Annotated in this window: 13 protein-coding genes and 1 pseudogene; 4 read left to right on the top strand and 10 right to left on the bottom strand. The window is 62.5% G+C overall.

The window, feature by feature from the left end:
- Positions 1-257: 257 nt before the first annotated feature.
- The gene (locus PSH80_RS11730) at positions 258-542 is read left to right on the top strand and encodes a hypothetical protein (RefSeq protein WP_057440027.1); all 285 of its coding nucleotides are present in this window, start codon (positions 258-260) and stop codon (positions 540-542) included.
- A gap of 37 nt (positions 543-579) precedes the next feature.
- On the opposite strand, the gene PSH80_RS11725 is transcribed toward PSH80_RS11730, so the two are convergent.
- On the bottom strand, positions 580-762 hold the full coding sequence (locus PSH80_RS11725; protein ID WP_305420297.1) for a DUF2188 domain-containing protein: 183 nt from the start codon (positions 760-762) through the stop codon (positions 580-582).
- 226 nt (positions 763-988) lie between these two features.
- Between PSH80_RS11725 and PSH80_RS11720 the strand changes: the two genes are divergently transcribed.
- The gene (locus PSH80_RS11720; protein WP_057440025.1) at positions 989-1,591 is read left to right on the top strand and encodes a glutathione S-transferase family protein; all 603 of its coding nucleotides are present in this window, start codon (positions 989-991) and stop codon (positions 1,589-1,591) included.
- Here PSH80_RS11720 and PSH80_RS11715 read toward each other — a convergent pair.
- Together PSH80_RS11715 and PSH80_RS11710 are read right to left on the bottom strand one after the other, a co-directional pair.
- Entirely contained in the window at positions 1,581-2,012 is a 432-nt protein-coding gene (locus tag PSH80_RS11715) for an MAPEG family protein (protein ID WP_305420294.1), read from the bottom strand. The two genes, PSH80_RS11720 and PSH80_RS11715, sit on opposite strands and share 11 nt — an antisense overlap.
- Positions 2,009-2,320 (bottom strand): hypothetical protein, encoded by a 312-nt coding sequence (locus PSH80_RS11710; RefSeq protein ID WP_057959584.1) that lies wholly within the window; start codon positions 2,318-2,320, stop codon positions 2,009-2,011. The genes PSH80_RS11715 and PSH80_RS11710 overlap by 4 nt, the downstream gene beginning before the upstream one ends.
- Before the next feature lie 112 nt (positions 2,321-2,432).
- Between PSH80_RS11710 and PSH80_RS11705 the strand changes: the two genes are divergently transcribed.
- On the top strand, positions 2,433-3,242 hold the full coding sequence (locus tag PSH80_RS11705) for a helix-turn-helix domain-containing protein (RefSeq protein ID WP_252117815.1): 810 nt from the start codon (positions 2,433-2,435) through the stop codon (positions 3,240-3,242).
- Positions 3,243-3,252: 10 nt separating this feature from the next.
- On the opposite strand, the pseudogene PSH80_RS11700 reads toward PSH80_RS11705, so the two are convergent.
- The 6 genes and pseudogenes from PSH80_RS11700 to eutH all read right to left on the bottom strand — a co-directional run bounded on the left by PSH80_RS11700 (position 3,253) and on the right by eutH (position 10,627).
- Positions 3,253-6,094: pseudogene (locus PSH80_RS11700) on the bottom strand (TonB-dependent receptor domain-containing protein).
- 98 nt (positions 6,095-6,192) lie between these two features.
- On the bottom strand, positions 6,193-7,158 hold the full coding sequence (locus tag PSH80_RS11695; RefSeq protein WP_057440020.1) for a FecR domain-containing protein: 966 nt from the start codon (positions 7,156-7,158) through the stop codon (positions 6,193-6,195).
- A complete protein-coding gene (locus PSH80_RS11690; RefSeq protein ID WP_057959580.1) occupies positions 7,155-7,661 on the bottom strand; it encodes a sigma-70 family RNA polymerase sigma factor in 507 nt (168 codons plus the stop codon). Before PSH80_RS11690 ends, PSH80_RS11695 begins: the two co-directional genes overlap by 4 nt.
- A 271-nt stretch (positions 7,662-7,932) precedes the next feature.
- The gene (locus PSH80_RS11685) at positions 7,933-8,778 is read right to left on the bottom strand and encodes a DUF1989 domain-containing protein (protein WP_057959579.1); all 846 of its coding nucleotides are present in this window, start codon (positions 8,776-8,778) and stop codon (positions 7,933-7,935) included.
- A 191-nt stretch (positions 8,779-8,969) separates the two neighbouring features.
- Positions 8,970-9,326 carry a DUF1937 family protein gene (locus PSH80_RS11680; RefSeq protein WP_057959578.1) on the bottom strand — a complete coding sequence of 119 codons (357 nt, stop codon included), beginning with the start codon at positions 9,324-9,326 and terminating at the stop codon, positions 8,970-8,972.
- A 56-nt stretch (positions 9,327-9,382) separates the two neighbouring features.
- On the bottom strand, positions 9,383-10,627 hold the full coding sequence (gene eutH, locus PSH80_RS11675; protein WP_057440016.1) for an ethanolamine utilization protein EutH: 1,245 nt from the start codon (positions 10,625-10,627) through the stop codon (positions 9,383-9,385).
- 386 nt (positions 10,628-11,013) lie between these two features.
- On the opposite strand from eutH, the gene PSH80_RS11670 reads away from it, so the two are divergent.
- Positions 11,014-11,793, top strand: coding sequence for a DeoR/GlpR family DNA-binding transcription regulator (locus PSH80_RS11670; protein WP_057959577.1), 780 nt, complete (start codon positions 11,014-11,016; stop codon positions 11,791-11,793).
- A 4-nt stretch (positions 11,794-11,797) separates the two neighbouring features.
- On the opposite strand, the gene PSH80_RS11665 is transcribed toward PSH80_RS11670, so the two are convergent.
- Positions 11,798-13,213 carry an FGGY family carbohydrate kinase gene (locus tag PSH80_RS11665; protein ID WP_305420288.1) on the bottom strand — a complete coding sequence of 472 codons (1,416 nt, stop codon included), beginning with the start codon at positions 13,211-13,213 and terminating at the stop codon, positions 11,798-11,800.
- Positions 13,214-13,233: the final 20 nt, after the last annotated feature.

The raw sequence follows: 13,233 nt of genomic DNA, 5'->3' as shown, positions 1-13,233 counted from the left end.
CAATAGTCCCTGGAACCGGTAACGCCAAGGCCGCCCAGCAGGCACGGAGTTGGCGACCTGAACGCGCCCCAGCAAACCCGGCGCAGGCCTTTAGCCACCGTGAGAATTCTTCAGATTCGGCACACCAAGACGGGTGGTGAACGTCAGCGCGCGCGTGGGGTCGGAAATATAAGGGCTCGGCCTCAATCGGCCTGGCCTTGAGCGCGAGCATCAACAGATTAGCGGTGCCGCGTACCCTCACAGAAGGAGACGCTGACATGGTCACTCACTTCAAGGTCGCGGGGCACCTCGCTTGCGGCCATCACGGCAATAACCTGACGTCCACGGTGGAACTGAACCGGGTTAAATGCCGCACCTGCCGCAACACCGATGCCTACAAGGAAGCCCGCCGTAACCAGCGCAACGCATCGCGCCGCGCAGCACGCAGAGCCCGCTCCGGTAGCCCCCACAATGACTGGCGCAGCGCCTGGACCCAACGCCTGACCGAGCTGCCCGGCCTGCAGCGCCTACCACGCGGCTTCAGCGGCCAGCCCTTCGTCTGACCCGGTGCGGGGGCCACAAAACCGGCCCCCTCCAAGGTTATGGGATCGGCCGTGGCCGGGCCTTGTAGCCCGGCAAGGTCGCGGCATAGGCCAGCGCCTGTTCGCGGGAGCTGAATGAAGCCAGTCGATCATCCTTGGTGCAGACGCGCCATGGGCCGCTATTGACCCGGACAATTTCATAGCCATTGAGCTGCATCTTGTTCAACAGGGGAACGCTCATAGTCACCTCTCCTCTTCCAGAGATAATCCACGGGTTGCCCGGTCCACCATACTCCCGATCCCGGCCCTGCGGCCTACCGAACGTCGCTGACTGCCGCTCGCGCTCACCATGATCCTGCCAAGGGTACATAGACGATCGGGCTCAGTTTCAACCAGGCATTTATGGTAAAAAACAGCGGCATCAAGTCAACGCACAACCCCTTCCCCTTGATAGCAATGGAGGCTTCATGAAACTGGTTGGCATGCTGGACTCGCCTTATGTACGCCGCGTGGCAATTGCCCTGGATCTGTATGGGGTGGACTTTGAGCAGCAATCCCTCTCGGTGTTCAGCACCTTCGACGAATTCGCCAGGATCAACCCGGTGGTCAAGGCCCCGACCCTGGTGCTCGACGACGGGACGGTGCTGATGGACTCCAGCCTGATCCTGGATTATTTCGAAACCTTGGCACCGGCCGATAAAAAACTCTTGCCCCAAACCGCTGCGGCCCGTGCACGGGACCTGCAAGTGATCGGCCTGGCATTGGCCGCCTGTGACAAGAGCGTGCAGATTTACTACGAGCACAACCTGCGGCCCGCAGAGAAGCTGCATGCGCCATGGCTCGATCGGGTAACCGGGCAACTGCTGGCGGCCTATTCGGGCCTGGAAAAACTCTTGGCCAACGCTCCAGGCGAGCCCTTGACCCAGGCGTCGCTGAGCGTCGCGGTGGCATGGTCCTTTAGCCAGTACGCCGTGCCCTCGGTGGTCAAGGCCGAGGACTTTCCCAACCTGCAACGCCACGCCCAGTTGGCCGAGCAACACCCGGCATTCGGCAAATACCCTATCGAATAGGCGGCAGCGCCGCGCCGATCAACCCCGCCAACCCCAGCAGGCACGCCAGGCCAACGCCATAGGCCAGGGTGCGCCAGGGTTGGCGGCGACCCAGGTACATCAAGGTATGTAGCACCCGCGCGACGGTGAACAGGGCAAACAGCCAGGCCGTCGCCACCCCAGGGGTGCCCAACGCCACGCACAACCCGCCCAGTGCGAAGAACAGCGGAATATTCTCCAGGTCATTGGCCCAGGCCCTGCTTGCCCGGCTGACGGCGGACAGTTCGTGCACCAGGGCATCGCGCTTGAAAAAACCGGCATCCTCGGGGTTGGTGAACGCCCGGTGCCTGAGGCGGAAAAACCCCTGGTAACAGGAAATCGCCAGCATCTTGGCAAATAACACCAGCACGCACAGGGCAAACACATGCAGGCTGCTGCTCATTGCCGGCCCCTGGCAAAGCCGTTGACCACGATGTACAGCAGCGGGCCGACTGAGACAAAGACCGCCGTCAGCAGCCAATAAGGCAACACACTGGCCAGCGACCGACCCTTGGCCCGGGCGTCGCGGTACATCCACACACACGCCAGGGCCGCCATCAGGTACAGGTCGATCACCACCTGGGCGGTATCGGGCCTGGATAGCAGCTCAAGGCCGAACGCCAGCAGCGACTGCTCGGCCCAGAGCAGGGTGCCCAGGGTGTACAGGGAGAACGCCAGCAGGCTGGCGAGGGCGATGTAGGGTCTGTGCATAGGGTCCACCACGCAGGATTGGGCAAGCCGCAGATTAGTGATAACGTCGCCGCCATCTCAATGACCTGCGAGGTCATGGACGCCCCCCGCCCCGCCCTGCCAGAGTCCATCCATGAACCGCCCACCCTTCCCCCGCGCCAACCCCGAGACCGACGCCGGCACCCAACTGCGGCTGTTGCGCCGTCAGGCGAAGTTGAGCCAATTGCAGCTGGCGCTGATCAGTGGCATTTCCCAACGCCACTTGAGCTGTATCGAAACCGGCCGCGCCAAGGCCAGCCCGGGCACCTTGCATAACCTGCTCAGCGCCCTCGAGGTGCCCCTGGAGCAGTGCAACAGCCTGTTCCTGGCCGCCGGCTACGCCCCGCGCTACGAAGCCACGCCGCTCGCAGCGCCGGCAATGGATGCCATTCGGGATGCCATCAGCCATGTACTGAAGGCCAACAATCCGGCGCCGGCGATCGTGCTGGGCAGTCACTGGGAAGTGCTCGCCGCCAATGCCAGCACCCAGGTCTTGTTCGACCTGGTGGGTTTGGCGCCAGACGCTGCACAAGGCCTGAACCTGCTGACCACCCTGCTGCAACCGGGGGGCCTGGGCGACCATCTGCTCAATGCCGACGAGATCCGCAACCTCGCTTGGCAACGGGCTGCCCGTGAAGCACTGGGCAACCCGACCCTGGCCACGCTGCTGCAAAGCCTGCCCGTGCCGCACGGCTCGACACCCCAGGCCAATCAACTGCCGCCGCTGGTGCTGACCCGCGTGAATTCACGGCACGGCGAGCTGGATTTCATGTCCACCTTCACCACGTTCGGCATGCCCCAGGACATCACCGTCACCTCATTGCGCATCGAGCACCTGATCCCGGCCAATCCCCACACTTGGCAGGTCATGACCGCAGCCTACGAACATTCCCTGGACCGCTAGGCGCCGCTGATCAGAACTTGGTCACCACGCCCATGCGCAACGTGCGCCCCGGCGCCGGCATAAAGCTCTGGGCCAGCGGGTCCAGGTAGTAACGGTTCGTCAGGTTGTCCAGCGACACGTTGAACTGGGTGTGGTCTTGCCATTTGTAGTCGAGGAACAGGTCCACCAGCGCCACTTCGCGATAAACCAGCTGCGGCGTGGTGGCGCCGGTCTGCCAGGATTTGTCGGCGGTGACGGTCGGGCCCGAGGTGTAGGTCAGGCGCCCGCCCACGGTCAGGGTCTGGTCAAAGAAGCGCAGGCCCGAGGTCAGGTTACCGGCGACCCGTGGTGGGTTCTGGGTGTTGGTGTACGAGCCCATGAAGCTGCCCGCGGTGCAGTTGGGGGTGTCGTCAAGCTTCCGCCAACGGTTGGAACTGGCCCGCAGGCGCGCGGCGAAGGCCGAGTCACAGGTTTCGGTCTTCAGGTAGTAGGTCGAGGACAGGTCGGCAAAGACCCAGCCGGCATCGTATTTCGATTGCAGTTCCAGGCCGCTGGTCTTGAAGCTGTCGGTATTGCTGAAGTTCATCAGGCCCATCAGGCCAGGGCTTGGGTCGTAGTAGCGGGTCACGTAGTTCTTGATGGTGTTATTGAAGTACGCCAGTTTGATCGCCGCCGTGTCGTTGTCCGCCAGCAGGCCTTTTTGCAGGGTGCTCGCGCCGATTTCCCAGTTGCTCGAACGCTCCGGTTTCAGGCCCTTGCCAGGCATGGTCTGCAGGGTGCCCTGGCTGGTTTCGAACAACGAGGGCATGCGCAGGCCCTGGGTGTACGAGGCATAGATGAAGGTATCCGGAGCGATCTCGTAGTTGATGCCGATGGCCGGCGAAAAGGCGCCCTTGCTGTCGCTCTGCTTGCCCGAATAGGTGTAGCCGGTGACCACTTCGCCCACCTGCGACGGATAGACGAGTGTGGCAACGCCCCCATAGTCGTTGTAGCGCGGGCCATCAAACGGGTTGTTGGTGTCGCTGAACACAATCCCGTTGTTCAGGCGCGGGTCGGTGGCGTCGGTGTATTGGCCGTTGGCGTCGGGGAACCACAGCATATTGCCGTAGCTGCCCGGCTTGATCACGTTCACGTAGCGCAACTCACGCTCCTCGCGCTGGGCGGTCGCGTGCGGTACATGGTCCTTGGTGCGGTAGTAGGTATAGCGCCCGCCGCCCCACACCGTCAGCTCATCCACCGGTTTGTACTCCAGCTTGCCGTTGAGGCTGAATTCCTTGCGCGAACCGTCACGCAGGCTGCGGTTGGCGTTGATATCGTTCTGTGTGGTGACCACGCTCTTTTGCGGCTGCAGTTCCTCGAGCTGGAACGAGCCGCCCAGGTCCAGCTTGAAATCGCCATAGTGCGTATCAAAACGCGAGGTATTGGCCAGTTCACCACCGATGCGTCGGTCATCCTGGCGCGTCCAGTTGCGGTCCGAACGATAGGCCTGGGATTTGGGCGCCAGCACCGAGGTCAACTGGCTGGTCTTGGCATCGGTCATCCACAGGCTGGTCGTCAGGTCCACCAGCATATTGCCCGTGGGCAGGTAGTGATAGCGGGCGGTGTAGGTGTCGATCTTGGTGCTGCCGCGCGGGTACTGGTAGATACCGCCGGTGCCGAAACGGAAGATGTCCGAGGGCATGATCTCGCCTATGCGCCCATCGTAACGGATGTAGCCGAAGTCGAAGGTGTGGTCATCGGCCGGGCGCAGGGTGGTCTTGAGCAGGATCGACTCGGTCTCTGCCGAGGAGTTGAGCACCTCTTCGCCGGCGTTGTAGGTAGTGGCCACCGTCATGTTTTCCTGGCCATAGCGGTCAAAGGTGCGGTAGCGGTCCTGGCCGTGCTTGCCGGAGAAGTAGTTGCCCTGGTTGCGATGGGCGTAGGCGGCCACCACATCAAACAGGTCATGGGTATAGGCAAACGCCGCGCTGCCCGATTCCGAGTCGGAACCGAACAGGCCGCCACGGTTCTGGTGCGGTTCGGAGTACAGGTCCTCGGTGGTCGAATGGCTGTTGCGCGAGGCCGGCTCGACGCCGTTGTTCCACAGATCGCCCTTCAAGCGCAGGCCCACGTTCTTGCCGTCGCGCAGGATGTCATCGACACCCAGGGTGCGGATTGCCACCGTGCCGCCGATGGCGCTGGAGGTCAGGCTGGGGCCTTTGTCGATGGACACGTCGCTGATCAGGTCGGGGTCGATGTAGCTGCGCTGTTGCGTGCCCGCATAGCCGCGATAGACATCCAGCGCCTGCTGCGAACCGTCAACCGTGACCGCGACCCGGCTTTGCCCCTGGATCCCGCGGATATTCACATCCAGGCCACCGCCATTACGGCTGTCACCCACCTGCACCCCCGGCTGGCCCTTGAGCAGGTCGCCGGCGGAGATCACGCCAAAGCGGCGCACTTCTTCGTTGGAGATATACACCAACGAACGTGGCTCGGTGTACACCGCTTTTTTCTCAAGGTCATCGCCAGTGACTTTCTGCGACGGCAGCACCACGGCACTGGTCGCCGGCCGGATGCAGTTCAAAGCTGCCATCGGCCTGGCGCTGAAAACTCAAGCCCGTGCCCGCCAATAACTTTGCCAGGCCGGCTTCGGTGCTGAAATCGCCGTGCAGGCCGTTGCTGCGCTTGCCCGCCGTCAGCGTCGAGCTGCCCGCCATGCTGATACCCGCCTGCACGCCGAAGCGCGAGAGTGCCTGGTCCAGCGGGCCGGCTTCGATGCTGTAGGGCTGGCGCTCGGCCTGGGCGAAAACCGCCGTGCTGTACAGCGGTTGCAGGCTGAGTAACAACAGACCCAATGTGCGGGTGCGCAAGACACTTGCGGGAGAAATCATGCAGGGCTCCTAGAGGTGAAGGCCCACCTGTTTCGGTGGGTTATTCCTAGAGGCCAAGCGAGTCTGGAAAAACTACGGGGGGGAACGTAAAAAAATATTCAGACCGGCACCACAGTCACCCAATAGCGGGTCCGCCGCTCGATACGCACGGGCAATGCATGGGCGACCAACGCCAACGCCGCATCGGTATCGTCCAACTGGAAGCTGCCGGTCACGCGCAACGCCGCGACCTGCTCGCTGCATCGCAAGACGCCCGGCCGGTAACGGGACAGTTCGGCCAGCAGCACATCCAGGCGCATGCGCTCGGCGGGCAAAATCCCGCGCAGCCAGGCCTGGGCCAGAAACCCATCGGTTTGCCGTGGCGTACCCACACCCTGGCGATCGACCTGGGTCTGCCAACCTGCCGCCACTGATACCGGTGCCGGGTGGCGCGGCGAACTCACCTCGACCAGCCCGCGCACTACGGTAATCCACGTACCCTGCTGATCATGGCGCACCAGCAGATTGGCATCCTGGCTACGCAGCAGCGCATCCGGTGTGAGCAGTTGCAGCGGGCGCGATTCAACCCGAGCATCCAGCGCCACTTCGCCCTCGATCAACTGCACGCGCCGCAACTGCGCGCTGAAGTCCAGGCTGACAGCGCTGGCAGTGTTCAACCACAGAGAGCTGCCATCGGCCAGGGTCCAACGGCGGCGCTCGCCGGTGGCCGTGCGGTACGTGGCAAAGGCTGCGCGCACCAGGGTCGATTCCGCGCCCTGCCAGGACAAACCACCGAGCAGGCCCAGGCCCAACAAGCACTTGAGCACCTGCCGGCGCCGTGCCGGGTCAGCCCCGGCCGCCTCCAATGCCCGCCGCGCGGTGACATCGGCCAACAGGTTGGCGCCGGGCTGGAGCATCAGCGGCAAACTGGCGACGCGTTGCCAGGCGTATTCGTGCTCGGCGTTTGCCTGGCGCCAATGCTGCAACGCCTGCTGCTCGGCCGGGCTCATCATTCCGGACTGCACGCGGACGATCCAGTCGATGGCCGTCTCGCGGACTTTCGGTGCAACCGGCTTACCAGTCATTCAAAACGGCTCGCGTAGCACACGCTGAAAGCCTTGCCCATCGCCCGTTGCACCTGGGCCACGCTCAAGCTCAACTGCGTGGCGATCTGCGGGTACGTCAGGCCATCGAGCTGGGACAGGAAGAAGATCTTGCGCACCTGCATCGACAGGCCCACCAGCAGCGAGTCGAGCTGCAGCAGGGTTTCGATCATCAGGTAGCGGGTCTCGGGCGATGGCTCCTCACCTTCCGGGCGGGCGGCGAGTGCTTCCAGGTAAGCCCGCTCAATCGCCTGGCGGCGCCAGCGGTTGATCAGCAAGCCATTGGCAATCGCCGCCAGAAACGCCATGGGCTGGCGCAACTCCCGCACATCCTGCTGCGTGCGCAACACCCGGATAAACGTGTCGTGGGCCAAGTCTTCGGCATCGGCGCAGTGCCCCAGGCGCCGCTGCAACCAGCTGCGCAACCAGGGGTGATGACGGGTATAGAGTTGTTCGACGGGCGAGACGAGACTGTCGTCGTACATGTCAGGTCCAATGAGCAGCGAATGATAATACTTCTCATTTTAGTGTCTGGACCTGATGCTTGTACAGCCTCGACTGCTCCCATAGGGGATCTCTAACCTTACACACATCACACATCAACTGTGTGTGGCTTGCCTGCGATGGCGGTGTGTCAGATACCAGAAGTAGCGCCTGAACCACCGCCATCGCGGGCAAGCCCGCTCCCACAGGGGGGGCGGCTGGGCACGCAATTTCCACCACATAAAGCACTACCGCGCGCCCTTCCCGACTCCATTATTTTTCCCACGCTGCCTTGGGAATCAGCAAACCATGGTTGCCGTTGTACGCCGCGCGCGCAGGCGATTCCCAGCCGTGCAGCAGGGCCGCGTCGAGCCGATAGATCTCCACGCCCAGCGGGCGGCACACGGTCAGCGGATCCTGGGCATCCGGGCCCCACATCGGCAGCGACAGGTCGCCGCCCGGGCAAGTGGACAGTGCGCACAGCAAGTCGATCTCGGCAAAAAACTCCAGATAATCGCCCTGTTTGGCCGGGCATGCCTTCATGAAGTACATGTCGTCGTGGTTCAGGCCGGTGCACTGGAAGATGTTCAACACATCGTGCACATCGAACTCGGTCAGGCCGTGGGGCAAGATGGCGCGGGTCAGGTTGGAGTGGCAATGGTGGTGGAAGTCCTCGCCGGTGAGCATCTTGTTCACGTATGGGTCGCAGCGCGTGCCCAACAGGTCGTGCAGGCGCCCGCCGTGCTCGTCGATACCGTAGCCGGCCAGGCTGTCATCGGTGATGGTGACCATCGGCCGCAGGAACGGCAGGTTCGACCACAAGCGGTCATAGGTGCTGACGTGAGCGCCTTGCAACTGGCGGGTGCGGGCCGCCCACATGCGCTCGCGCGGATCATTGGCATTCCACACATTGAAGTCGCCAACCTGCGGGCCGACCGGGGTGGTCACGCGGAACACATGGCCTGCCGGCACTTTCCAGGCGCGGCCGGTGCGGATCGGCACTTCAAACTGCTCGACCAGGGTGCGCTCGGCCTCGCGCACGCGATCATAAAATGCCTGGTCGACCTGCAAGGCAGCACCTTTGCTGACTTGGTAGGCGGCGGGATAGTCCTTGTACATGGGGGTGCTCCGTTGCAGGGTTTTGCAAGACCATACAACGTGGCATGTGGCGTGCGCCATGCACACAACCCGAAGTGGGAGGGCTTTTGTGGGAGCGGGCTTGCCCGCGATGGCGGTGTGTCAGTCAATTGGTTTTAACCTGACACACTGCTATCGCGGGCAAGCCCGCTCCCACAAGGGGATCTGCGTTGTTAGTTGAACTCGCCAGAAACCTGCGACCACAGGCTGACCTTCTGCCCGCGATTCTTGAAGAATTCAATCTCGCGCTTGATCCCCGAACTCAAGTCCCAGCCCGGCAGATCGAGGATGATCAATTCTTCCATCATGTCCATGAACAACGCATCCACCGGCGCCCACAGCTTGCCGATGGTTGCGTTGTCCTTGCCTTCGAACGCCAGGTTGATCGGGTGCGACATCGACACCTGACTGAACACCCCATGACCCGCCTCGATAATCGTGGCCGCCACCTTGTTGCACTGGATAAAGCGCTCGTGGGTGACGGACGCATCGGCATGGCTGTAGGGGCAGGCCAGAAAGATCTTTCTCATTGTTACCTCAGGGCAATGCAAGGGCTCGCACCCTTGCGATGGTTGAACAGTGGGCGTCAGACCGCCTGGGCAGCGGGCACACCGGGAGCATCGGCCTCTTCGCGCTCGCGTTCCTGCGCTTCATAACGCTGGGCGGCGGGCACCGAGATCTTGATCGCGATCGCCACGGCGAGCAGGCCGCCAAACAGCTTGGCGAGCAGGATCGGCATGATCAGCGTCGGCTGGAAGTTCGCGGTAAAGGCAAGGTGATCGCCAATGGTGGCCTGGGCACAGACACCCAGCGCCACACACAGGACCTTATCCCGGGCATTCATTTTCTTGAACAGGTGGTAAACCGCGATGATGTTGGCAAACACCATGACAAACGCCGCCGCACCATCGGCCGACAGCCCGATGTGCTTGCCCAGCACTTCCATGGGTTTCTTGCAGTAGCGGTTGAACAGGTAGCAGATCGGGAACGTACCGGCGAGCATGATGCCGATATAGCCAGCAATCTCGATGGCACGGAACAACTCCTTCTCGTCGGCGAACATCGGGTCAAAGCCCCACACACCGAAATTCTTCATGAAGAACCCGGTGAAGTGCTCAACGATGGCCAACGCCAGGACGATCTTGATAAAGGCGTCCATCAACTTACCGAACACCAGGAACCCGGCCACCATCCACGCCGCCCGGTAGCGCAGGCCGGCAGCCAGCAGGAAGCAGAACACAAACAATGGCGCGAGCAAGCGCACGCAGTCGACAAAACCCAGGCTCAGGTAATGCAACGCCGGCGACGTGGTGGACACAATGTCCCGCACCGGCAGGTTGAAGGCGGTGATCATCATCAGCGACGCAAGCACCGCGAACGGGATGCTGATCAAGCCCGCCATGGCCCCCAGCGCCAGGTACTTGTGGTCCTTGCGTTCGAGCATCATCAGGCCGACCGGGATCAGGTAGACAATGGTCGCGCCGGAGGTGTAGCCGACGATCATGGCGGTGATCCACATGTCGCGGTTCGCCGCCAGGGCATCGGCCAACTGGTAGCCGCCCATGTCCACGGCAATGATCGACAGCGCCGCAATCGACACGTCTGACCCCATCGCACCAAAGTACGGCCCCAGGGCGACCTCGATGAATTTGGACAAGTACGGGATCGCCACCATGATGCCCGCCTGCGCCAGGAACACCGGGCCGATGGAGTGGATGCCGTTGACAAACTCCTTGCCCAGGCCGCTGTCCGGCTTGATCACGGATGCAAACGCGCCAACCACCGCGCCGATCATGATCAGGTAAATAACGTAGTTGCCAAATTCCGCCATTGCTTTCGCTCCATCTGTACTGAATCAATTATTTTTGTAGGAGTACGCCCCAGTTCGGTCGCTCCATTGGCCAAACGCGTTTACAGCTCCATTTGCGGTGTTTTCACACCCTATTACTAACCACTTCCCATGCCAATCGTGTGTTTTATGTGGTTTTGCGGGTTAAACACACTGGAATCGGTCAATTGTATTGCGTAATCTCTGGTCACACCTTTCAAGGCAGCGGACTTTACGGCCGTGAACGACAAACGCCAATACCACGTTCACCTCCCTGCCGCTGGCGCTCAAACGCCCCAGCGCTAGCGACTGCGGCATCATTTGAGTGCCTCGGTAACAGCGCCGCGCCCCTGTGGCGCATTCACGTAGCATCAAGAGGATGATTACCCATGCGCCCCAATGAAAGACGCCAACATATCCTTGAGTTACTACGCCAACGTGAACGCATTTCGGTCGACGAGTTGGCGCGCACCCTCGGCACTTCGCAAGAAACCATACGCCGCGACCTCACGGCCCTGGCCGAAGACGGCCAGGTCACCAAGTTCCATGGCGGTGCCTCACTGCCCCCCAGCGGAGAGCACGAGAACGCTTTCCAGACCCGAATGAATGAGTTCTCCCACGAGAAACGCGCAGTGGCGCGCTTCGCCGCCGGGCTCTACGCGCCGGGCGACAGTCTACTGATTGATACTGGCACCACTACCCTGTTCTTCGCCCGTGAACTGGCAAAACTCAACCGCATCACAGTGATCACCAACTCCTTGTTGATCGCCGCCGCCATTGGCGCCAGCGGCAATCGCGTGTTCATGATCGGCGGCGAATACCGCCCCGAATCGGAACAGAATATCGGCGCCCTGGCCATGGAGCAGATCGCCCGTTTCAACGCCGAACATGCCGTGGTCACCATTGGCGCCCTGAACACCGACGGCGCCTTCGATTTCTCCATCGAAGAGGCGGAAATCACCCGCGCGATGATCGCCCGCACACGCTACCTCACGGTGATTGCCGACTCTTCGAAGATGGGCAAGCGTGCGCTGTTCCAGGTGTTCCCCCTGGAGCGCATCGACCGACTGATCATCGACCGCGCGCCCCTGGGCGAACTGGCCAAGGCCCTGGCAGAAGCCCAGGTTGAAGTGCTGCAAGCCCCTGCCCTGACCCGCCCGGAGTGGTGACTGGTTAACGCCAGTCGCGGCACCGCGTCACCGCGTCACTGAACGTGGCACGCCACTGCTGGGCCTGGGCGGCACTGACTTTCGGGTGGAAGCTGGTGCTGGTATTGCGCGGCGGCTTGAGCGCCACGTCAAGCCCTTTGGCCGCCAGCGCGGCACAGCCGAACGCGGTCAACTCATCGAAACGCTGAGTGACGATGCAACGCTGCAAGGCATCGGCGAGGAACTGCGCAAAGTACGGGCTGCGCGCCAGGCCGCCATCAATCGACAGGTGATCGGTGACGCTGAGAAACCCGTCCATGGCCGTGATCACTTCAACACTGCGTAACGCCACGCCCTCCAGCACCGCCTGGCACATATCCTGGCGTGTGGTGCTGCCGTTCATACCGACCCATAGGGCGGTCGCGCTGCGGTCCCAATGGGGGCAAGCCAGCCCGGACAGCGCCGGCACAAACGCCAGTTGGCGGCCAATGGCCGGAGGCTCGTCAAACGCCGCCAGCTCCGAAAAATCCGTGAACAAGCCGAGCCGCCCGGCCCACTCCACCGCCGCGCTGGCATCGTAGACACCACCGTCCATGGCATAGGTGGGCTTGCCGTCGATCTGCCAGGCAATGGTTGCCAGCAGGCCCTTTTCCGGCGCGCGGATGATCTGCTCGCCGGTCAAGGTCAGGGCAAACGCGCCGGTACCGTAGGTGATCTTGGCGTCGCCTTCATTGCGGCAACCATGGCCATAGAGCGAGGCCTGCTGGTCGACAATCGACGCGGTGACCGGGGTGGCACCAATCTCGCCAAAGTGCCCAACGGTGTCGCGGATCTGCGGCAGGGTTTCCATCGGCACGCCAAACAGCTCGCAGAGCTGGCTGTCCCACTGCCCGGTCGCCAGGTTCATCAGCGAGGTGCGCGAAGCGGTGGTGACATCGGTGGCAAAGACCCCGGTCAGACGGTCGAGAAAGTACGCATCGGTGGTGCCCAGGCGCAGCCGCCCGGCGCGCAATGCGCTCTGCGCGGCCGGCAGGTTGCGCACGATCCAGGCCAGCTTGCTCGCCGAAAAATACGGGTCGAGCGGCAAACCGGCGCGCTCCAGGGTCAGGGCCTCGCCACCGTCGCCGCGCAACTGGGCGATCTCGGCCGAGGTGCGATTGTCCTGCCAGACGATCACCGGGGATAACGGCTCGCCGGTCTGGGCATCCCACGCCAGGCAACTCTCGCCCTGGTTGGCAAGGCCGATGGCGTCCACCTGGCCGGTGGCCTCCAGGCAACGCTGCAGGTTATTGAGCAATTCCAGTGGATCATGCTCCACCCAACCAGGATGGGGATGGTGTTGCTGATGGCGCAACGAGAGCTGGATATCAGCAGACCCATTGTCACTCACCACCAGCACGCGGGTGCTGGTGGTACCTTGATCGAGCGCGGCAATGCGCATGTTAAAGACTCCTCGGCAGG

Origin of the sequence: Pseudomonas sp. FP818 (genome assembly GCF_030687335.1) — a bacterium.
In the GTDB taxonomy this organism is placed as follows: Bacteria; Pseudomonadota; Gammaproteobacteria; order Pseudomonadales; family Pseudomonadaceae; genus Aquipseudomonas; species Aquipseudomonas shahriarae.
Note: the sequence above shows the minus strand (reverse complement) of the source record. Positions and strands in the feature narration are given on the sequence as shown.